Origin of the sequence: Nesterenkonia sp. PF2B19 (assembly GCF_001758425.2) — a bacterium.
GTDB lineage: Bacteria > Actinomycetota > Actinomycetes > Actinomycetales > Micrococcaceae > Nesterenkonia > Nesterenkonia aethiopica.
On sequence record NZ_MDSS02000062.1, the window covers coordinates 1 to 20,521 of the forward strand.

A 20,521-nucleotide genomic window follows, 5' to 3' on the forward strand; every position below is an offset into this window, starting at 1 on the left:
CGTGCGGGTGCTGGTCTCCGACGGCGAGGCCCTCGGTGGTGATGACGGCCGGGGCGGCCGGGGCCTACCTCGGCCGGTCCCTGCCGGGGTCCGGCGTCGAGGTCACACATGTGCCGGCACCCGCAGTGGACGTGGTGGACACCACCGGGGCGGGGGACGCGTTCGTGGGCGCCCTGGCGGCGGCGCTCGACGCCGACGCCTCCGTGGAGGAGGCGGTGCGTCGCGGTGTGCGTGCAGGGGCCGACGCCGTCCGGACCACCGGGGCCCAGCCGACGTCGTGAGCCGCAGCGCCAGGCAGGGCGCTCAGCGGCTCAGCCGCGCTGCTGTAGGGCGAATCGGTTCCCCTCGGTGTCCTCGAACAGCGACCACCAGCCCCAGGGGTGCTCCTGGGGCGGGGTCGGGAATCGCACACCCCGGGCGGTCAGCACCTCGTAGGTCGCTCTCAGGTCCTCCGCGTAGAAGAAGACCTCCGAGGTGGGCAGGCCCTCCGGAGCATCCTGGGTGTGTTCGCCGTCCGGGTCGAGGCTGAGCACCAGCCGGGTCTGTCCGTCAGGCGTGGTGACCTCGAGCCAGCGTTCGCCGCTCTCGCCGTAGGGCGCGTCGATCGCCACCTGGCAGCCCACGACGTCCACCCAGAAGGACAGCGCCCGCTGCTGGTCCCGCACGCCGATGGCGACCTTGCCCACTCCGCCGATGCTCATGATCCGTCCTCTCCTGCCGCCCAGGCCCGCCTCCCCGAAGGAGGCTCACTCGCCGAGGACCGGGCCGAACTCGGGCCGGTCGGCGAGTCGCCGGTCCTTCTTCTCCGGGACCACCATCAGCGGACCCTCGGCGTGGTGGAGCACGCCCTGGGAGGTTGACCCCAGCAGCATGCCGGCGAAGCCTCCGCGGCCCCGGGTACCCAGCACTGTGAGCTGCGCGTGGCGGGTCTCCTCCACCAGGACGTCCACGGCGGTGCCGTCGATGACCTCGGCGTCGATGTGCAGGTTCGGGTAGTGGCTGTGGAGCCAGCGGCGCCCGGCCTCGAGCTTCTCGCGCAGCTCCTCCACCGCCTGGCCGTCCTCCACGTGGGTGGGGATCCACACCAGCGTGGCGCCCAGCGGGGGGAGGGCGCAGACGATACGCAGCCGGGTGCCGCGTTCACTGGCCTCCCGTGCGGCCACCAGGGCCGCGACCCGGCCGTAGTCGGAGCCGTCCACGCCGGCGACCACGGGTCGCTTGTCATCACTGCGGCGCGCGGATTCGGCGGACCCGTCCGCCGCTGCGGTGTCCGGGGCGATGATGGGGATCGCGCCGGTGGCGGTGGTGACGGCGTTGGACTCCTGGCAGGAGAACTTCAGCGGCACCACCACGGTGGGGCACTTGGCATGGGCCGGCAGGGCGGCGGACACCGACCCCAGCAGCCGGCCCAGGAAGCCGCCGCGGCCGCGGCTGCCGACCACCAGGACCTCGGACTCCTGGGAGTAGTCCAGCAGCACCCCGGCGGGGTCGCCGGACTCGATGGCGTACTCCACCTCGCCCGGGTAGTCCCGCAGGAACTCCTTGGCCTGGTCGATGACCTTCTCCGAGCCCTGCCGCAGTGCTGACTCGTCCATGAGCGCATAGCCGCCGTCCATGGAGGAGGCGGCGAAGGCCGGCAACGAGTAGGCCGTGACAACCGTCAGCGGAAGCTGCCGACGATTGGCCTCCGCAGCGGCCCAGTGGGCGGCGCGCAGCGACTGCTCCGAGCCGTCGACGCCGACGACCACACCGTGCCGTCGGGAGCCGCCCGGCCCCTGGCCGGAGGTGCCCTGTCCGGGGTTCTGAGCTGGTACGACGTTCATCCTGACCTCCAAGGCGCGTCGGGTCCCGCGTGGGGTGACCCCATGGTACAGCCCAGGCCTCGTACGGTACGAGACATGGAACGCCCCAGCTCACCGGCCGGTTCGGCGGGGGAGCTGGGGCGCGGGTGTGCGACGGGGTCGCACCGTGATGGCCCAGGGGTCAGAAGATCATCATGCCCACGATCGACGCGCTCATCAGGTTGGCCAGCGTGCCGGCGAGCACAGCGCGCAGACCCAGCTGAGCGATGTCCGACCGACGGTTCTTCGCGATCCCGCCCAGTCCGCCGAGCAGGATGGCCATGGAGCTGAAGTTCGCGAAGCCGGTCAGTGCGAAGGTGATGACCGCCTGTGACTTCACGGAGAACGCGTCGGCCTGGGGCGCGAAGTCGGCGAACGCGACGAACTCATTGAGCACCAGCTTCTGGCCCAGGAACGACCCTGCGGCCACGGCCTCCTCCCAGGGGATGCCCACGGCCCACATCAGCGGCGCGAACACGTAACCCATGATCTGCTCGAAGGTCAGGTCGGGGGCGCCGAACCAGCCGCCGACCTGGCCGATGCCGAGGTTGATCAGTGCGATCAGTGAGATGAACGCCAGCAGCATGGCTCCGACGTTCGCGGCGAGACGCAGGCCGTCCCCGGCGCCACGCGCGGCGGCGTCGATGACGTTGCGAGGCTTCTCCTCAGCACCGGCGGCGGCCGCGGCCGGGTCGACGACCGAGTCGCCGGGGCGGGGGCTGTTCCCTGCCGACTCCTCAGACTCCGGCGCATCGGTGGCGTCCGTGGTGCCGGTGACGTCGTCGTCGGCACCACGGTCCTCCGTCAGCGTCGCGGTGCCTGCTGCGGCCTGGTCCCCGGCGGCGTCAGCGCCGGCGGCGGCCGTCTTGCGGCCCTTCGTGTATCGGCTGCCGCCGAGGGTGGCCTCATCGCCGGCCTGGCGCTCGGACTTGCCGGCGTCGATCTCGTCGAAGGAACCGGCCGGGATGATGATCTTGGCCATCAGCAGAGCGCCGGGGGCGGCCATGAAGCTGGCGGCGATCAGGTACTCCAAGCTGGCGCCCATCCCTGCGTAGCCCACCAGCACGGAGCCGGCCACGGTGGAGAGGCCGCCCACCATGACGGCGAAGAGCTCGGACTTGGTCATCCCCGCGATGTACGGGCGGATGACCAGCGGGGCCTCGGTCTGGCCGACGAAGATGTTCGCGGCGGCGCTCATGGACTCCGCCCGGGAAGTGCCCAGCAGCTTCTGCAGCGCACCGCCGATGACGCGGACCACGAACTGCAGGATCTTCAGGTGGTAGAGCACCGCGGTCAGCGACGCGAAGAAGATGATCACCGGCAGCACCGCCAGCGCGAAGGAGAACATCCCCTCGCCGGCGAGGTCTCCGAAGAGGAAGTCGATGCCTTCGCCGGAGACGTCGATGACGCTCTGCACGACGCGAGTGGCCCCGGCCAGGGCGGTCTGGCCCCACGGGAGGTAGAGCACGAAGACGGCGAAGAACACCTGGATGGCCAGGGCGACCGCGACGGTGCGGACCTTGATCTTGCGCCGGTCCACGGAGAACAGGATGGCGATGGCGAGCACCACGGTCATGCCCATGATGCCCCAGAGGATGTTGATCACGAGAGCCTTTCCTCTCAGATGTGGAGTGATGACTTGCGGCGAACCGTCGGGGTGTCCGCGGGCCGCAGGATCAATGGGGGAGTCCCCGAATATCAGGCAAGTATGCCGAATAGGTGAGCTGTACGCCACACCGACCGGTTCCGCGGCGACGTGTGGTCTCCCAGCAGACGCGGCCCGAGGTCCAGAAGGTGATGGGGCGGACGACGACGGCGGGCCCGGTCGGACACAGGGTCCGTCCGAGCCCGCCGTCGTCAGCTGGTGGTCGCCTGCCGGCGGATCACCAGTAGCGCTTCGCCACCGGGTGCGGGTCCTGGTAGGCGTAGTACAGCGAGGTGATGCTCAGACCCGCCTGCGGGTTCCTCGCATGGGCGACCTGGCCGTTGCCGATGTAGATCGCGTTGTGGGTGGCGCGGCCGCCGTTGACCCAGAACACGATGTCCCCGGGCTGCAGGTTGTCCAGCGAGACCGACTGGCCGCCCTGGAACTGCTGGTGCGCGGTGCGCGGCAGGGAGATCCCCGCCTGGGCGAAGGAGGCCTGCATCAGCGAGGAGCAGTCCCAGGCCTTCGGGCCGGTGGCGCCCAGCACGTAGTGGGTTCCAGGCTCGTTGACCTTGCCGACCGCGAAGTCCACGGCGATCTGTGCCGCCGAGGAGCTGCCGGCTGCCACCGACTGGCTTCCCGAGCCGGAGCTCGAGCTGCCGGAGCTGGAGGACCCGGAGTCCGAGGACCCAGAGCCGGAGGAGCTGCTGCTCTCCTCCGGGGCGGGCTCGGGCTCCGGCTCAGGCTCGGGGGCCGGGGTGAGCCGGTTGACCTCGCGCTGCAGGGCGGCGTGGTCGATGACGCCATTGCTGCCCACGAGGTCGGAGTCGCCCAGGACGGACTCGAAGGTCTCCTGCACGCCGTCGCCGCGCAGCTCGGCCAGCTGCTCCACCAGGGCGCGGGTGCCCGGCAGGTACTGGTCCAGGCTGGGTCCGGTCGGCTGCGAGGAGCTGCTGCCGGAGGACCCGGAGTTCGAGGACCCGGAGTTCGAGGACCCGGAGTTCGACGAGTCGGAGCTCGAGGAGCTGCTGCTCTCCTCGGGCTCCGGCTCGGGCTCCGGCTCAGGGGTGAGCTCGGCAACCCGGGCGCGGATGGCGCTGTGGTCCAGCAGACCCGAGGAGTCGGTGAAGTCCGAGTCGTTGATCAGCTTCTCGAACATGTCCGAGGCGGATTCGCCCTCGAGCTCGGCGAGCTCCTCGACCAGCGAGCGGGTGCCCGGCAGGTACTGGTCCAAGCTGGGTCCCGACGGCTGCGGTGCGCTCTCCTCCGAGGAGTTCGAGGAGTTCGAGGAGCTGCTCTCCTCCTCGGGTTCAGGCTCGGGCTCCGGTTCGGGCGTGAGCTCGGCGACCCGGGCGCGGATGGCGCTGTGGTCCAGCAGGCCGTCGGAGTCGGTGAAGTCCGAGTCGTCGATCAGCTTGGCGAACATCGATTCCACGGACTCGTCCTCGAGCTCGGCGAGCTCCTTGACGAGCCCCTGGGTGCCGGGCAGGTAGTCGTCCAGGCGGTGGGCCGGCTGGGCCGGCTCCTCCTCGGCAGCCTCGTCCTCGGACGCGTCGGCGTCGCTGGCCTCGTCCTCGCTGGCCTCATCTTCCTCAGGCTCCGGCTCGGGCTCCGGCTCGAGCTCGTAGACACGGGCCTGGATGGCTGCGTGGTCGAGCAGGCCGTCGGAGTCGGTGTAGTCGTCGTCGGCGATGAGCTCGGCGAACAGCGACTCGACGTCGGTGTCCTCCAGCTCGGCGAGGCGCTCCACCAGGCCCTGGGTGCCGGGCAGGTAGTCCTCCAGGCGGTGCGAGGAGGTTGCCGGGGCGTCCTCCTCCTCGGAGGTCTCGTCTGCCGAGGTCTCGTCTGCCGCGGCGTCATCGGCATCCTCGTCCTCAGTGCCTTCAGCGTCCTCGTCTTCATCCTCGGGCTCAGGCTCAGGCTCAGGCTCCGGCTCGAGCTCGTAGACGCGTGCCAGCACGGCGGAGTGGTCCAGCAGGCCGTCCTCGTCCAGGAAGTCCTCGTCCTCGATGAGCTCGGCGAACAGGGACTCGACGTCCGTGTCCTCCAGCTCGGCCAGGCGCTGCACGAGCTCCCGGGTCCCTTCGAGGTACTGGTCGAGGCTCTGAGCCGGGAGCTCAGCATCGGCAGGGTCGGGGGCCTCGGACTCGTCGGGCGATGAAGCTTCCCCTTCTTCATCGTCCGACGAGTCCTCGGCGGTCTCGTCCTCGGCGTCCTCCGCTGACTCCTCGTCCTCGGAGTCGGCCGACATCATCTCGCGCAGCTGCGCGATGCGGTAGGCGATCTGCTGCGGGTCGACGTTGCCGTTCTCGTCGTGGAAGTCTGAGTTCGCCTCGATCTGGGCGCGGAGGATCTCCACGGGAACGCCCTTGAGGTCGGCCAGCTCTTCGATGAGCTCGAGGGCGCGCTCACCGACCTGGGTGACGTGCTCGGCGCTCTCCTCGGACTGCCGGTCAGCGGCCTCGGCAGCTTCGGCGGCGGCCGTGGACTGCTGGGCGGCCTGTTCGGCCAGCGCGTCGGCCTCGGAGGATTCCTGCTCGGCCTGCGCGGCGTCGGACTCGGCCTGCTCCTCGAGCCGCTGTTCGGTGGCGGCGTCCGCCAGGGCGTTCTCATCCTCGGAGAGGAGGACGTCGCCCGCACCGGTGTCGCCGGCGGCGTACTGTTCAGCCGCGCCGGAGTCGGCGGTCTCGGCGGCCTCTCGGGCTGCCTCGGCTGCGGCGGCGGCCTCAGCGGCCTCCTGCTCGGCCTCGAGGGCGTTCTGGTGCTCCATCTGCACCGCGGCCTCGAGCTCCAGAGCGCGCTGGTTGGCCTGCGAGAGTCGCTCGTTGATCTCGGAGATCATCTGGTCCGTCGCCTGGGAGGATTCCTTGGCGCTGGAGATCTCCTTGGCCGAGGGCACTTCCGGAAGCTCGGTCACCACGACGGAGGCTGCGGATCCCTCGGCGTTCTGGTTCTGCTGCTGGACGGTGCTGGCGGCGCGGTCAGCCAGCAGATCGGGAAGCGTCGTCCCGACCAGGGCAGTCGTCACGACGGCGGCAGTCACTGCTGCCACGCCGAGATTGCGGCGGTTCTTCACGGTAGTTCCTCACTTGTTCCTCACGGGCGCAGCACCACGCGCTCGGGCCGGCCGCTGGATGCGGACGCCTCGGTCCTGTGGGGTGCTGGTTCGACCGTGGAGATCTGCGGACCGCGACGACGCGCAGAGCTCCCGCGATGGGATTGTCGGACCAGTGCCCCAGGACTCTCATCGGCGACACCGACGGTCTCCGGCCCTGCTGTCCCGCAGACCCTGTCAGGGGCCTCCGTTCCGCTCGGACGTGTTGACGCCGTCACGGGTGACAGTGGTGCCGACGACCGTCAGAGAAGGGAATCGCATGACGGCCATGTGGCGCTACACCCGTCACGATAGTTGCGGTTTCGTCACCTTGGCAACAGCTCGTGTCGTTCCTGTGATCTACCTGTGAGGCCCGGATCCGCGTCATTCCGGGGATCGGAGGTCACGGAAAGGTATCGCTCAACCTTCAAGTAGGTTGAAGGTTGAGCTTCCGTGACTTCGACTTCCTCATGTGATACCGCCTGGCCTCAGGGGTGGGGAGAGGGGGCTGTGCGCCCTGTAGTCCGGCGCGCTCATCCCCAGCCGAGGCGATGCAGCGTCGCGTCGTCGATGCCGAAGAAATGGGCGACCTCGTGAACGACGGTGATGGTCACCTGTTCGACGACCTCGTCGCGTGTGGAGCACATCTGCAGGATCGGCTCCTTGTACAGGGTGATGCGGTCCGGCATGGCCCACGGCTCCCCGCCGCGCTCGGTCAACGGGATGCCTCATAGAGGCCCAGCAGCACCGTGTCCGGGTGCTCGCCGGGCTCCGGCTCGTAGCGGTCCTCCACGAAGACGGCGACGTTGTCCAGCTTGTCTCGCAGGGCCTGCGGGATCATCTCCAGGGCGCGGGCGGCTGCCTCGTCGAAGTCCTCGTCGCTCATCTGAACCGGCATGGGCTCCAGTCTAGGGGCCCTCCGTGGAGCGTCGCCGCCGGCGTGTGTGTTGTGGGGCAGATGAGATCTATGCGGTGAGCGCTCCTGACCGGGGGGAACTGTGATCGATCACAGAAAGTCTGGGAAAACCCTTGACACGGCTGGTGTGATCCCGCTTACATTTGTGTCGTATCGCAGGACAAAAGGACGCCGCAGCCGGGATCGACCTCGAGCCGCGGGAATGCTCGCACCGCTCAGGCCGTGGAGCCGGATCAGGACGGGGAGGACACTGTGACAGCGATAGGCGAGACGGAGGGGGCCACGGCTCCCACCACCCGGAGGATCGGCGCCGTGCCGAACCTCCGGCCCCCGGGACGCCGTGGTCGGGGTGGGTATGCGGGGACCAATGACACCAATACGTGGCGGCATGCGTTGCGGAAGGATTGGCGGCTGTACAGCTTGTTGGTGCTGCCGGTGGTGTTTCTGCTGATCTTCCGGTATCTGCCGATGGCGGGGAATGTGATCGCGTTTCGGCGGTTCCGTCCGGGGTCGAGCATCTTTGGTGATGAGTGGGTGGGGTTCCATTACATCGAGATGTTCATCCATGATCCGACGTTCTGGCGGGTGTTCTGGAACACGGTGATTCTGGGTGGGTTGACGTTGGCGGTGTGTTTCCCGTTGCCGATCGTCTTGGCGTTGATGTTCAACGAGCTGCGGTCCACGGTGTTCAAGCGGGTGGCTCAGTCGATTTCGTATCTGCCGCATTTCATGTCGATCGTGATTGTGGCGGGGATCGTGTTGCAGCTGACCTCGTTGAACGGGACGTTGAATCAGGTGTTGGGTGTCTTCGGGGTGGAGCGGATCGCGTTCATGCAGCAGCCGGAGTGGTTCCGGGCGATCTATGTCTCCTCGGAGGTGTGGCAGACGGTGGGGTGGGGGACCATCCTGTATCTGGCGGCGTTGACCACGATTGATCCGCAGCTCTATGAAGCGGCTCGGATTGATGGGGCGAATCGGTGGAAGCAGATGTGGCATGTCACGATCCCGGGGATCATGCCCACGATGGTGGTGCTGCTGATTCTGAATGTGGGCACGTTCATGGCGGTGGGGTTCGAGAAGGTGTTGTTGCTCTATAACCCGTTGATCTATGAGACCGCGGACATCATTGCCACCTATGTGTATCGGGTGGGTATCACCAGTTCGAACTTCTCGTATGCGACCGCTATCGGGCTCTTCGAGGCGATCATCGGGTTGATCCTGATCCTCTCGGCCAATGGGATCGCACGAAAGCTGGGAGGAAACAGCCTGTGGTGACTATCAATGCGCAAGCCCCGGAGAGGGTGCGGCCTGCTGGGACGGGGGTGCCTCCGGGTGGTCCGGGGTCCTCGGGTGTGCCTGGGGGTGGGGGGCCGCGTGGTTCGCGGTCTACGGCGATCAGGGATTCGCGGTCGTATTCGGTCTTCCGGGTGGTCAATGGTGTGTTGATCGTGGTGATCTGCGCGGTGACGTTGTATCCGTTCGTGAACATCATCGCTCAGTCGTTCTCCTCGGAGGGGTATATCAACTCCGGGCAGGTCAACATCATCCCGCGGGGGTTCAACGTGACCACGTTCGAGGTGGTGATGTCGGATGCGATGTTCTGGCGTAATTATGCCAATACGGTGATCTATACGGTGGTGGCCACGGCGATCGCGATGGTGTTGACGACGTCGTTTGCCTATGCGCTCTCGAAGCGGCATCTGAAGGGTCGGGGGTTCTTCATCGGGGTCGCGGTGTTCACGATGTTCTTCAATGGTGGGCTGATCCCGAATTATGTGTTGATCAATGCGTTGGGGATGACGAATACGATCTGGGCGATCGTGTTGCCGAACGCGATCAGTATCTTCAATCTGTTGGTGATGAAGGCGTTTTTTGAGAATTTCTCGACGGAGTTGGAAGAGGCTGCGCAGATTGATGGGTTGACGACGTATGGGATCTTGTGGCGGGTGGTGATTCCGTTGTCGAAGGCGGTGATCGCGACGATGATCCTGTTCTATGCGGTCAGTTTCTGGAATGCGTGGTTCCAGGCGTTTCTGTATCTGGATCGTCGGGAGCTGTATCCGGTGACGGTGTATCTGCGGAATCTTTTGGCGGGAGCGACGGGGACTGAGCAGTTGGGTGGGGAATCGGCGGAGGCGACGCAGATCGCGTCGAATGTGCGGGCGGTGACGATGTTGCTGACCACGTTGCCGATCATCTGTCTGTATCCGTTCCTGCAGAAGTACTTCGTGCGGGGGATCATGCTGGGTTCCGTCAAACAGTGAGGACGCCCGACGGCGCCCACCTCCCCTCCATGACTCTCTGGCGATGCATGTCCAGGTTCACGACGTCCGGGACCCGATGTCCCGGACGCCTTCAGAAAGGAACACTCGCATCATGATCATCACAACCACAGCAGGACAGCGACGTCGGCTGCTGCCGGTCGCCGCCGCTTTGGCGGCAGGGTCCCTGGTCCTCTCGGCCTGCGGCGGCGCGGCCGACGGGGACGCGGACGCCGAGGTCGACATGGAGGAGGTGGGTGTCGGCGCGATGGAGGACTACGACGTCGGCGACACTTTCGTGGCGACCGAGCCGGTGGAGTTCTCTCTGCTCTATCGGGACCACCCGAACTATCCGCTCCGGAACGACTGGTCCTTCTTCGAGCACCTCGAGGAGGACCACAACGTCACCTTGTCCGCTGAGAACGCCCCGCTCTCCGACTGGGAGGAGCGGCGATCCCTGGTCATCGGAGCCGGAGACGCCCCTGACTTCATCCCCGTCGTCTACCCCGGGGATGAGACCCAGTTCATCTCGGGCGGCGCGCTGCTGCCGGTCAGCGACTATCTGGAGCACATGCCGAACTTCACCCAGAAGGTGGAGGACTGGGGCCTCGAGGAGGATATCGACAGCCTCTACCAGGACGACGGCAAGTTCTACATCCTGCCCGGTCTGCATGAGTCTCCGCAGGACCAGTACTCCGTGGCGGTCCGCTGGGACATCTGGGAGGAGCTCGGCTATGACGAGCCGGAGACCTGGGACGAGTTCGCCGAGCAGCTGCGCGGGGTGAAGGAGGCGTATCCGGACATGGTGCCGTTCTCTGATCGGTGGCAGATGGATGCGACGCTGAGCTTCGCGGCACCCAACTTCGGCACACAGGCCGGTTGGGGGTACAGCGGTGCCTACTGGGACGAGGCTGCTGAGGAGTTCACCTATACAGCTGCTCAGGACGAGTACCGGGACCTGCTCGAGTACTTCCACGGGCTTGTGGACGACGGGCTGATGGACTCCGAGTCCCTGGTCCAGGACGACGATCAGGCCATTCAGAAGTTCGCCTCCGGGCAGTCTGCGGCCATCGGCGGCAACGACCAGGAGATCCTGTCCTATCGCACCTCGATCGAGGAGGTGGGCGAAGACGACATGGAGGTCAGGCTGATCCGGGTTCCGGCCGGCCCCGCAGGGGACATCGCCCCCGGCGGCCAGACCGAATCCGGGCTGGTGCTCTCCTCCTCGGTGGCCGAGCAGGAGAACTTCGTGGCCCTGCTGCAGTTCATCGACTGGCTGTACTACTCCGACGAGGGACTGGAGTTCGCCAAGTGGGGTGTGGAGGGCGAGACCTTCGAGCGTGAGGGCGACGAGCGTGTGCTGGCCGACAGCATCGACATCCACGGGCTGAATCCCGAGGGGGATGAGGAGCTCTCCGCCGACTACGGCTTCCACAACGGCGTCTTCATGCCGGCTCACGGCTCCACCACCGACCTGGTGCAGTCGATGCTGCGTGACGAGGTGGTCGAGTTCCGCGAGTCGATGGCGGACAAGGAGCGGACCCCGGTCGTGCCCGCCACGCCGTTGGATGAGCTCGAGCGGGAGCAGGTCTCCCTGACCGAGACGGCGCTGAACGACACCGTGTCCACGGCCACTGCGCAGTTCATCCTGGGGCAGCGTGACCTCGAGGACTGGGACGCCTTCGTCAGTGAGCTGGAGGGTCAGGGCATGGCCGACTACATCGATAAGCACAATGAGGCCTATGAACGGGCCCAGCAGGAGATCGACGGCGTCGAAGCGGACATGGACCAGTGATCGGTCAGCCCCGGGGCACTGTCCGGCGCGGGTGAGAGGGGACAGCCCGAGGACGTCCGGCGAGTCCGCGCCCGGGTCCGGCTATGAGTCGGCGCCGGGCGCGGACGTCGTCGTGTGGGGTCCTGTGATGGATCATGGTGAACGGCGACGCGTCGAGACGGGCCGTCGGCGACCGAGTGCGCAGGAAGGTGAGGGATGAGCATCATGGACTCGGAGAGGGAGGGCCCGCTGGCGCGGGTCACCAATGCCGTCTATCGGATGATCGTCATCGAAGTGGCGTTCGTGGTGGCCACTCTGCCTGCGCTGATCGGCATCATCCTGCTGGACCAGGATCCGAGCAACATCCCCCTCTACGGGCTCTTCGCCCTCGCGTTCGGCCCGGCCATCACCGCCGGGGTCTACGCCTGGCGGGCGGACGCCGACATCATCCCCTGGCTGCGGTACTGGAAGGGATGGGTCGAAGGCTTCCGGCAGACGATGGTCGTCTGGGCCCCCGCCGTGATCTTCGCCACACTGGCCGCCTTCAATGCGGCCTTCGCGCAGGTGCCCGGCGCGATCCTGCTGGGCGGGGCAGTGGTGGCGGGCGCCGTCGTGCTCGTGGCGGTGGCGATGCTCGTGATCATCGCGACCTTCGACTTCCGCACTCGGGACCTGTTCAGTGTGGTGATGTACGGGGTGGCCTCCGCCCCGCTCGCCGCCCTGGGGGTGCTGGGGCTGTTCGTGGTGGTCGGTGCCGTGGTGGTGCTGTGGTCCGACTGGGTCGGGGTGCTCCTGGCCTCGGTGTTCCTGTGGCTGCTGGCCCGCACCGTGCGCCCCATGCTGGTGCAGATCCGGCAGGATCTCGTCGCCGGGTGAGCATGCCCGCCGGAGTGCGGAACGTGCCGGGGTGGCGACGCCGGCCGACGTGTGATTTGCTGGCTGGTACGGCCTGCGCCTAGAATTTCAGTGGTCCACCACGGGATCGCGCCCCCATCGTCTAGCGGCCTAGGACACCGCCCTTTCACGGCGGCGGCACGGGTTCGAATCCCGTTGGGGGTACTGCGAAGCTCCGATTTGGAGCCCAGCGAGAAGCTCTGATAGAGTTTCTAACCGTGCCAAGCGGCACGGACAACTGAAAAAGCAAGGCCCAGTGGCGCAGTTGGTTAGCGCGCCACCCTGTCACGGTGGAGGTCGCGGGTTCAAGTCCCGTCTGGGTCGCTCCAGCTCTCGGAGGAGAGTGAAGTCATCTTGTGATGGCGCCCCGGCTCTGTAGCTCAGTTGGTAGAGCGTTCGACTGAAAATCGAAAGGTCACCGGATCGACGCCGGTCGGAGCCACCACCCGAAACCCCCGCTTCCGGCGGGGGTTTCGTCGTGTCTGGGGTCCGTATGACGCGCCCCGGCCTCAGCCCCGCCGAGACATCGACTGCTGAGCGCTGACTCGTATAGGTTGTGAAGTGAATGACGCGACGCAGACCTCAGGAGGCGCCATGACGCAGCAGCCCGGACACCCCGGCCCCGACGACCACCACGACCAGAACGGGGAGCAGGCCTCTGAGGGCACCCCCGAGCAGCAGGGAGAGCAGCAGACCCAGCCGTACCCGGAGCCCGGCTTCCCCGGGGCGCAGGAGCCCACCCCGGAGCCCACCGCCGACGCCGTCTCCGGAGCCTCAGCCTCCTCGGCCGCCGAGACCGGTCAGCCCTTCGACCAGCAGCTGCCCCCTGAGCAGCAGCCTCAGCCGGGCTACGGGCAGAACCCCTACGAGGGGCAGCACCCGAACCACTACGACGCCGCCCAGCACGGTCAGGGCTACGACCCGCACCAGCAGGGCCACCCCGGCGCGCAGCAGGGCTATGGACAGCCCGCCCAGGAGGGGCACGGTGCCTACGAGCAGCCCCAGCCGGGCTACTACGGCCAGCAGGCCGCCGCTGACCAGCAGGCCCAGTCCGCCGCCTCGGCGCAGCCCGCCTACGGCTACGGCCAGCAGCCCGACCCTTACGCCCATCAGCCCGGCTACGGGCAGCAGCAGTACGGCGGCCAGCCCTATGGGCAGCAGTACGAGCAGCAGTACCAGCAGCAGTATGCCCAGCAGCCCGGCGGGGCCCCGGCGCCGGCCGGTCGCCCGAACACGGTGGAGGGCAAGGGCTTCTTCGGTGCGCTGTTCGACTTCAGCTTCCAGAGCTTCGTCTCGGTGAAGTTCGCCAAGTTCATCTACATCATCCTGCTGGCGTTCCTGGGCCTGGCCTGGTTGGTGTCCATCATCGCCGGATTCGGCGTGGATGCGATCGCGGGCCTGCTGGCCCTGTTGCTGGGCTGGATCCCCCTGGTGATCTACCTGATCCTGTTCCGCGTGACCCTCGAATTCATCATCTCGATGGTCCGCACCTCGCAGAACACCGCCGGTGTGCGCACGGAGTTGGAGGACCTGCGACAGGACCTCCGCGACCGGTCCTGAGCACTGAGTCTCTGGACGACGACGGCGCGCACCTCGACAGGGGGCGGGCGCCGTCGTCGTCTGCTGTGATGCCCGGAGCGGATGCGGCCCCGGGTGCGGGCGTCAGCGCAGGTCCACCACCACGGGGGCGTGGTCCGAGGCGCCCTTGCCCTTGCGCTCCTCGCGGTCGATGAACGCCGAGTCCACGCGTTCGGCCAGGGCCGGGCTGGCGAGCACGAAGTCGATGCGCATGCCCTCCTTCTTCGGGAAGCGGAGCTTCGTGTAGTCCCAGTAGGTGTACACGCCCGGGCCCGGGGTGTGGGGCCGCACGACGTCGGCATAGCCGGCCTCCAGGAAACCGCGGAACGCCTCGCGCTCCGGCTCGGAGACATGGGTCAGCCCCTCGGCCCGGAAGTAATCGATGTCCCAGACGTCGTCGTCCTGCGGAGCGATGTTCCAGTCGCCCATCAGCGCCACCTGGGCCTGCGGGTCATCGGTCAGCCACGTCTCGGCGTGCTCCCGCAGCTGGTGCAGCCAGGCGAGCTTGTAGACCATGTGCTCGTCCTGAAGCGCCCGTCCGTTGGGGACGTAGAGGCTCCAGGTGCGCACCCCGCCGCAGGTGGCGGCGATCGCACGAGCCTCCTGGATGGGGTCCTTGCCGCCCTTGCCGAAGGCGGGCTGATCCGGGAAGGTCCGCTCGACGTCGGACAGCCCCACCCGCGAGGCGATGGCCACCCCGTTCCACTGGTTCAGCCCGAAATGGGCGACGTCATAGCCGTTGTGCTCGAAGACCTCCCAAGGGAAGTTGTCATCCTTGCACTTGGTCTCCTGGATGGCGAGGACGTCCACGTCCGTACGGTCCAGCCAGGCCTCCACCCGGTCAGCCCGGGCGCGCATCGAGTTCACATTCCAGGTCGCGATTCTCACGGAGGTCACGCTATCAGCCGCGCCAGCTCCCCTGCGGCGGATGCGGAACGTGCTGGTGCTGGACGTAGACCTGTGCGGGCTGGGGCTTCGAGCCGCAGGCCATCACCAGAGCCACCACCCACCCGATGAACGACCATCCGAGCAGCAGGTTCACCAGAAACACTCCGCCCACGTTGTGGCTACGGATCATGGCGACGAGGGACGGCAGAAAATAGACGGCCAGGGCGACGAGCCCGACGACGACGATGACGATGCCCACGATGGCACCTTCGGCGCCGTTCATCTCGAACATGGGTGCCTCTCTGTGGGGCGGGCGATGTCAGTCCAGGGTACTCGGGCGCCAGCGGCCAGTCTCAACGGGATCAGCTGCGCCACCAGGTGTCCTGGATGGTCACCGGCAGGGCGCGCTTGTGACGGGTGGCCAGGTAGCGTCGTTCGATGATCTCGGCGAAGTCCGTCGGGACCTCGCGGCCCTCCAGGTAGTCGTCGATGTCGTCGTAGCTCATGCCCAGCTCGGTCTCGTCCAGCTGGCCCGGGTTCTCATCCAACAGGTCAGCGGTGGGGGCCTTCGACCACAGGGCCTCATCCGCTCCCAGATGCTTCAGGATCTGGCGGACCTGACGCTTGTTCAGGGTGAACAGGGGCAGCACGTCGGCGCCGCCGTCGCCGTGCTTGGTGAAGAACCCCGTGATGGACTCCGCCGCATGGTCGGTGCCGACCACCAGGCCCCCGTGCTCGCCGGCGATCGCATACTGGGCCGTCATGCGCAGGCGGGCCTTCACGTTGCCGCGGTGGTAGTCCTCCATGGGCCGGCCCATGGTCTCGGCGTAGGCTGCGTCGAGGCCGGTCACGGCCTGTTCGATGTTGACCGTGTGCACGTGGTCGGCGCCGATGAACTCCACCGCGCGGGCGGCGTCGTCCTCATCATGCTGGACACCATGGGGGAGTCGGACCGCATGGAACCGGACCTCATGGCCCGCATCCCGCAGCCTCTCAGCCGCCCGCTGGGCCAATGCCCCGGCCAGTGTGGAGTCCACACCGCCGGAGATCCCCAGCACCAGGGAGCGGCCGTGGGCGCTGAGCAGGTAGTCCGCCAGGAATCTGACCCGGCGCTCGACCTCCTCCGCGGGATCGATCTCCGGCTTGACACCCATCTCGGTGATGATCGCAGTCTGCAGCTCACGCATGCCGCCGAGTCTACCGAGCCGCGTGTCACAGGCATATGACGGCTCGGGGGCCACGTCACCGGGGCCCAGTAGGCTGAGGCTCAGGAAGTGCCGACGGCGGAGGAGGCATCGTATGACGTCCTGCGAGGTGCTGGACGTGCAGAAGGCCGTCGCAGCCCATCGAGACTACGACTCCGAGAGCGGCTGACCGCTGGTGGAGGTCGCACAGCTGACCTGGGCGGAGCGGCTCCAAGGCTTCCTCGTGGCCGGGGCGGCCCTGCTGGGGCTCAGCCTCGGCTCCGTGGACCAGATCTCCGGGCTCGGCGAGCACATCGTGCTGCCGGCCCTGCTGGTGATGCTCGCCGCCTTCTTCGTCCAGGTCGACGTCGGTAGTGTCGGTGACGTCAGCCGCGCCCGGCGGCTCGTGGGGGCCAGCCTCGTGATGAACTACCTCTTCACGCCCCTGGTCGCCTGGGCGCTCGGAGCCGGGCTGCTGGGCGCCCAGCCTGACCTGCGCATCGGGCTGCTGCTCCTGCTGGTCACCCCCTGCACCGACTGGTACCTGGTATTCACCGCGCTGGCCCGCGGGCACACCGGCATCGCCGTCGCCCTGCTGCCGGTGAACCTGGTCCTCCAGCTGATGCTGCTGCCCGTCTACGTGCTGCTCCTGGGCGGTGAGGCAGCCCCTGTGGAAGCAGGGGTTCTGGTGGAGGCCGTGGCGCTGGTGCTGCTGGTGCCGTTGGCTGCGGCGACGATCCTGCGGAGGACTGCGGGAAGGGTGGGCGGAGCCTCGGCCCGCCGCCGGCTCGACCGGTGGGCGTCCCGGAGCACGCTGCCGCTGCTCTGCCTGGCTGTGGGTGCCATGTTCGCCTGGCAGGCGGAGACGGTGTGGACGGCAGGAGGGACGCTGCTGATGCTGCTCCCGCCGCTTCTGGCGTGGTTCGTCCTGATGCCGCTGATCGCCACCGTGGTCTCCCGGCTGCTGGGGCTGCCGGGAGAGCAGCGGGTGACGCTGACGATGGTCACCGTGGCGCGGAACTCTCCCATCGCCCTGGGCATCGCCGTGGCGGCCTTCCCCGACCAGCCGCTCATCGCGCTGGCCCTGGTGGTCGGCCCGCTCATCGAGCTGCCAGTACTGGCGATGCTGGCGCCGCTGGTGCGGCCCCGCGGCTCCCGGTGAGGGTCACGTTCCCTGGTCAGGGTCCTTCGTCTGCAGCCCGCGGAAGTAGGCCTCCACGTTCGCCCGGTGCTCAGCCGGCGCGACGACCAGCAGCTCGTCATACAGCTGGAGGGCGGTGCGCCCATCGGGCACGAACGCCGAGCCGGCGCGGATGACCAGCGAGATGTCGGCGCTCTCCGGAAGATCCAGGTGCTTCAGCGGCATGCCCTCCAGAGCGCAGTGTCCGGTCAGCTTCACCTTCACGAGGTCCGCTCGCTGCTCGTCCAGCGGAGCGGGCTCCAGGGTCACCGCGGTGGCCGCCGTGTCCTCGACGAGCCCCAGCCGTCGGGCCACCCACGGCAGGGAGGGGGCCTGGATCGCCGTGTAGGCGATGACGAAGACCAGGACGACGTCGAACAGCCTGTCCGCATCCTCCATCTGGGCGGCCATCGGGACAGTGGCCAGAATGATGGGCACCGCCCCGCGCAGCCCCGCCCACGAGAGGAACGCCTGCTCTCGCCAGGGCACCCGGAACCAGACGGCGCAGAGGACCACCGCCACCGGGCGCACCACGAACGTCAGGAAGAGTCCGGCGGTGAAGCCCAGCAGGACGACATCCCAGGTGATCCGGCTGGGGCTGGCAAGCAGCCCGAGCATCACGAACAGGCCGATCTGAGCCAGCCAGCCCGTTCCTTCGGCGAATGCCTGCGTGGCGCGTCGATGGGGGAGCCTCCCGTTGCCCAGCACCATGGCGCAGATGTAGACGGCGGCGAACCCGGAGACGCTGATCTGGGTGGCGATGCCGTAGGCCAACACGGACCAGGCCAGCGCAGCCAGGGGATAGAGGCCGGCAGCAGGAAGGGCGAAGCGGCGCAGGACGAACACTCCCAGCGCCCCCAGCATCACGCCCAGCACGATGCCGCCCACCAGTTGCGCCAGGATCAGCAGCGCCACACCGGGGATGCCGCCCGGCTGGGGCGCCCCGACAGCGGCCGCTGTGGCCGCCGCGACGATGAGCACGGTCGGAGCATCGTTGAGCCCCGACTCGCCTTCGAGGGCGGACCGCACGCGGGCAGGCAGGGGGATGCCACGCAGGACCGAGAAGACGGCGGCGGCGTCTGTGCCCGCATTCACGGCGCCGAAGAGCAGGGCCAGGAGCAGGGGAAGGCCGAGCGCGTAGTGGCCGATGAGGGTCATCAGCCCGATGGTGACCACGACGCCGACGCTGGCCAGGACCGCGGAGAGTCCGATCGTGGGCCGGATGTCCTCCCATTTCGTGCTGAGCCCACCTTCCGCCAGGATCAGCGTCAGCGCGGCATAGCCGAGCCCTTGGGCGATGACGGCGTCGTCGAAATGGAGCCCGACTCCCGACTCGCCCAGGATGATGCCGACCAGCAGGAACAGCAGCAGCGCGGGAAGACCCAACCTCGTGCCCACCCGCACTCCGCCGATGGCGACCAGCAGGACGAGCGGTGCGAGCAGCATGAAGAGGTTGATGAGGTCCATGGCTTCCATTCTTTCAGACCGCCGACCTGGAGCTCCGTGGGGCACTGGTCAGCGGAGCCGCCACCAGTAGGATGGCCCCATGATCTCCAGCACCACCGGCAGCAGCACGGACGTGTCCACTCCCAGCGCCGAGCGCCGTCGGCTCAAGCAGCTCATCAGTGAGCTCGCCGTCGTCCGCGGGAAGGTGACCCTCTCCTCCGGCAAGGAGGCCGACTACTACATCGACCTGCGCCGCATCACGCTCCACCATGAGGCCTCGCGCCTGGTGGGCCGGGTCATGATGCGCCTGCTCGACGACGCCGGCATCGACTACGTGGCCGCCGGCGGTCTGACCATGGGGGCGGACCCGGTGGCCACCGCCATCATGCACGCCGCCCACGAGCAGGGCCGGGCCGTCGATGCCTTCGTGGTGCGCAAGGCCCAGAAGTCCTACGGCATGGGTCGGCAGGTGGAGGGCCCGAACGTGGAGGGCCGGAAGGTCGTGGTCCTGGAGGACACCTCCACTACGGGCGGTTCCGCGCTGACCGCTGTGGAGGGAGTGCGCAACGCCGGCGGCCTGGTGCAGGCGGTGGCGGTCATCGTGGACCGCGATACCGGCGCCCGGGAACATATCGAGGACTCCGCCGGGGTGCCGTACCTCTTCGCGTACTCCAAGTCCGACCTCGGACTCGACTGACCTCCTCCCGACGACGCTCCGGCCCGGGCGGCTCGTGAACGGGTCGCGGTCCAGCGGCGACGCGCGGGAGGCATGAGGAACTGACGGACCACTCTGGATGGAGGAAGACCGTGGCCTTCTACAACTCCCGCGCGCACCTGGTGCCTGAGATGCTCTCCGCGCTGCTGTCCACCGCCGAGATCGATCGGCTCGGCACCTCGGACGGCACCGCCGTGCTCGTCCGCCGCGGGCATGATCCGCAGGCCGGGGTCGCCGTGATCAGCGGCGGCGGCTCCGGGCATGAACCGGCCCATGCCGGGTTCCTCGGCGACGGCATGCTCGCCGCCGCCGTCCCCGGCTCACTGTTCGCCTCCCCGCCGGTCAGCGCCGTGTTGGAGGCGATCCGGGCGGTCACCGGGCCGGCCGGCTGTGTGCTGATCATCAAGAACTACACCGGCGACCGGCTCAACTTCGGCCTGGCCGCCGAGCGGGCCCGCGAGGAAGGCCTGGACGTGCGTACCGTCCTGGTGGCCGACGACGTCTCCCTGCCGGAGATCGAGCAGCCCCGCGGGCTGGCCGGCACCGTGCTGGTGCACAAGGTCGCCGGCCATCTGGCGGCCGCCGGGGCCTCCGTGGAGCAGGTGGCCGAGGCCGCGCAGCGGATCGCAGACGGTCTGCGCACCATCGGACTGGCCCTCACCCCGGCCACCCTGCCCGGCGAGGACACGGAGCCCACCCGCGGGGCGGAGCTGGGGCTGGGCATCCACAACGAGCCGGGCGCCCGGGAGGTCGACGTCGACGGCGCCGCCGGTGCGGTGCAACAGGTGCTCGACGCCCTCGATGCCGATGAGTTCGTCCGCACGTCCGAGCACGGGGTGGTCGCTGTGCTCAACGACCTGGGCGGCTGCTCCCCGCAGGAGGGTCTGGTGCTCACCCACGAGCTGCTCGACCGGCTCGGCCGCGACGCCGTCACCCGCCTGCTGGGGCCCGCCCGCCTGATGACCTCCCTGGACATGCACGGCTTCTCCGTGACCCTCGCCCCGGCCAGCGAGGAGCTGGTCGCCGCGCTGGACGCCCCGACGACGGCGCCCGGCTGGGTGCGGCCCAGCAGTCCGTGCGCCCGCAGAAGGTTCCGGGCGGTGGG

Annotated in this window: 17 protein-coding genes, 3 tRNA genes and 1 pseudogene; 12 read left to right on the top strand and 9 right to left on the bottom strand. The window is 68.2% G+C overall.

The genetic code is table 11. The features are described 5' to 3' along the window. Positions 1 to 281: PfkB family carbohydrate kinase (locus BCY76_RS14375; protein WP_237090181.1), on the top strand; the 281-nt coding region annotated here is incomplete at its 5' end. 30 nt (positions 282 to 311) lie between these two features. Here BCY76_RS14375 and BCY76_RS14380 read toward each other — a convergent pair. From BCY76_RS14380 to BCY76_RS14400, 5 genes and pseudogenes are all read right to left on the bottom strand, one after another. Further along, positions 312 to 701, bottom strand: a complete 390-nt coding sequence (locus tag BCY76_RS14380; protein ID WP_070158512.1) for a VOC family protein — start codon at positions 699 to 701, stop codon at positions 312 to 314. 45 nt (positions 702 to 746) lie between these two features. Continuing rightward, positions 747 to 1,823, bottom strand: a complete 1,077-nt coding sequence (locus tag BCY76_RS14385; protein WP_085437846.1) for a universal stress protein — start codon at positions 1,821 to 1,823, stop codon at positions 747 to 749. A 160-nt stretch (positions 1,824 to 1,983) separates the two neighbouring features. Further along, on the bottom strand, positions 1,984 to 3,447 hold the full coding sequence (locus BCY76_RS14390; protein ID WP_237090182.1) for a NupC/NupG family nucleoside CNT transporter: 1,464 nt from the start codon (positions 3,445 to 3,447) through the stop codon (positions 1,984 to 1,986). A 277-nt stretch (positions 3,448 to 3,724) separates the two neighbouring features. Further along, a complete protein-coding gene (locus BCY76_RS14395) occupies positions 3,725 to 6,562 on the bottom strand; it encodes a C40 family peptidase (protein WP_070158514.1) in 2,838 nt (945 codons plus the stop codon). Positions 6,563 to 7,113: 551 nt separating this feature from the next. Continuing rightward, a pseudogene (locus tag BCY76_RS14400) lies at positions 7,114 to 7,478 on the bottom strand (metallopeptidase family protein). A gap of 330 nt (positions 7,479 to 7,808) precedes the next feature. Here BCY76_RS14400 and BCY76_RS14405 point away from each other — a divergent pair. From BCY76_RS14405 to BCY76_RS14440, 8 genes are all read left to right on the top strand, one after another. Further along, on the top strand, positions 7,809 to 8,771 hold the full coding sequence (locus BCY76_RS14405; RefSeq protein ID WP_442935365.1) for an ABC transporter permease: 963 nt from the start codon (positions 7,809 to 7,811) through the stop codon (positions 8,769 to 8,771). Between the two features lie 77 nt (positions 8,772 to 8,848). Then, positions 8,849 to 9,760, top strand: coding sequence for a carbohydrate ABC transporter permease (locus tag BCY76_RS14410; RefSeq protein ID WP_201791149.1), 912 nt, complete (start codon positions 8,849 to 8,851; stop codon positions 9,758 to 9,760). A gap of 112 nt (positions 9,761 to 9,872) precedes the next feature. Then, complete coding sequence (locus tag BCY76_RS14415) at positions 9,873 to 11,552, top strand: ABC transporter substrate-binding protein (protein ID WP_070158556.1); 1,680 nt, start codon at positions 9,873 to 9,875, stop codon at positions 11,550 to 11,552. 195 nt (positions 11,553 to 11,747) lie between these two features. After that, positions 11,748 to 12,407: a DUF624 domain-containing protein gene (locus BCY76_RS14420; RefSeq protein ID WP_070158555.1), complete on the top strand. Its 660-nt coding sequence runs from the start codon at positions 11,748 to 11,750 to the stop codon at positions 12,405 to 12,407. A 110-nt stretch (positions 12,408 to 12,517) separates the two neighbouring features. Next, positions 12,518 to 12,590, top strand: a tRNA-Glu gene (locus BCY76_RS14425). An 85-nt stretch (positions 12,591 to 12,675) separates the two neighbouring features. Continuing rightward, a tRNA-Asp gene (locus BCY76_RS14430) sits at positions 12,676 to 12,749 on the top strand. Between the two features lie 45 nt (positions 12,750 to 12,794). Continuing rightward, positions 12,795 to 12,870 (top strand) — tRNA-Phe (locus tag BCY76_RS14435). 149 nt (positions 12,871 to 13,019) lie between these two features. After that, positions 13,020 to 13,985: a DUF4282 domain-containing protein gene (locus tag BCY76_RS14440; RefSeq protein WP_085437847.1), complete on the top strand. Its 966-nt coding sequence runs from the start codon at positions 13,020 to 13,022 to the stop codon at positions 13,983 to 13,985. Between the two features lie 102 nt (positions 13,986 to 14,087). Here the strand turns inward: BCY76_RS14440 and BCY76_RS14445 are convergent, their stop codons facing one another. The 3 genes from BCY76_RS14445 to nadE all read right to left on the bottom strand — a co-directional run bounded on the left by BCY76_RS14445 (position 14,088) and on the right by nadE (position 16,078). After that, complete coding sequence (locus tag BCY76_RS14445; protein WP_070158559.1) at positions 14,088 to 14,891, bottom strand: exodeoxyribonuclease III; 804 nt, start codon at positions 14,889 to 14,891, stop codon at positions 14,088 to 14,090. Between the two features lie 13 nt (positions 14,892 to 14,904). Next, positions 14,905 to 15,183, bottom strand: a complete 279-nt coding sequence (locus BCY76_RS14450; RefSeq protein ID WP_201791147.1) for a superinfection immunity protein — start codon at positions 15,181 to 15,183, stop codon at positions 14,905 to 14,907. Positions 15,184 to 15,253: 70 nt separating this feature from the next. Beyond that, positions 15,254 to 16,078, bottom strand: coding sequence for an ammonia-dependent NAD(+) synthetase (nadE, locus tag BCY76_RS14455; RefSeq protein ID WP_070158552.1), 825 nt, complete (start codon positions 16,076 to 16,078; stop codon positions 15,254 to 15,256). Between the two features lie 193 nt (positions 16,079 to 16,271). On the opposite strand from nadE, the gene BCY76_RS14460 reads away from it, so the two are divergent. Continuing rightward, positions 16,272 to 17,237 carry an arsenic resistance protein gene (locus tag BCY76_RS14460; RefSeq protein ID WP_237090184.1) on the top strand — a complete coding sequence of 322 codons (966 nt, stop codon included), beginning with the start codon at positions 16,272 to 16,274 and terminating at the stop codon, positions 17,235 to 17,237. Positions 17,238 to 17,240: 3 nt separating this feature from the next. On the opposite strand, the gene BCY76_RS14465 is transcribed toward BCY76_RS14460, so the two are convergent. Next, positions 17,241 to 18,722, bottom strand: coding sequence for a potassium/proton antiporter (locus BCY76_RS14465; RefSeq protein ID WP_085437851.1), 1,482 nt, complete (start codon positions 18,720 to 18,722; stop codon positions 17,241 to 17,243). Positions 18,723 to 18,801: 79 nt separating this feature from the next. On the opposite strand from BCY76_RS14465, the gene pyrE reads away from it, so the two are divergent. After that, positions 18,802 to 19,398 carry an orotate phosphoribosyltransferase gene (gene pyrE / locus BCY76_RS14470; RefSeq protein ID WP_070158548.1) on the top strand — a complete coding sequence of 199 codons (597 nt, stop codon included), beginning with the start codon at positions 18,802 to 18,804 and terminating at the stop codon, positions 19,396 to 19,398. 110 nt (positions 19,399 to 19,508) lie between these two features. Further along, a partial coding sequence (locus BCY76_RS14475; protein ID WP_201791148.1) for a dihydroxyacetone kinase subunit DhaK occupies positions 19,509 to 20,521 on the top strand: 1,013 nt, incomplete at its 3' end.

Bases quoted from the DNA above. Each gene is read 5' to 3' on its own strand.
- nadE (WP_070158552.1), bottom strand. From the start codon at position 16,078: ATGCGTGAGCTGCAGACTGCGATCATCACCGAGATGGGTGTCAAGCCG.
- BCY76_RS14415 (WP_070158556.1), top strand. From the start codon at position 9,873: ATGATCATCACAACCACAGCAGGACAGCGACGTCGGCTGCTGCCGGTC.
- BCY76_RS14465 (WP_085437851.1), bottom strand. From the start codon at position 18,722: ATGGACCTCATCAACCTCTTCATGCTGCTCGCACCGCTCGTCCTGCTG.
- BCY76_RS14380 (WP_070158512.1), bottom strand. From the start codon at position 701: ATGAGCATCGGCGGAGTGGGCAAGGTCGCCATCGGCGTGCGGGACCAG.
- BCY76_RS14420 (WP_070158555.1), top strand. From the start codon at position 11,748: ATGAGCATCATGGACTCGGAGAGGGAGGGCCCGCTGGCGCGGGTCACC.
- BCY76_RS14450 (WP_201791147.1), bottom strand. From the start codon at position 15,183: ATGTTCGAGATGAACGGCGCCGAAGGTGCCATCGTGGGCATCGTCATC.
- BCY76_RS14440 (WP_085437847.1), top strand. From the start codon at position 13,020: ATGACGCAGCAGCCCGGACACCCCGGCCCCGACGACCACCACGACCAG.
- BCY76_RS14385 (WP_085437846.1), bottom strand. From the start codon at position 1,823: ATGAACGTCGTACCAGCTCAGAACCCCGGACAGGGCACCTCCGGCCAG.
- pyrE (WP_070158548.1), top strand. From the start codon at position 18,802: ATGATCTCCAGCACCACCGGCAGCAGCACGGACGTGTCCACTCCCAGC.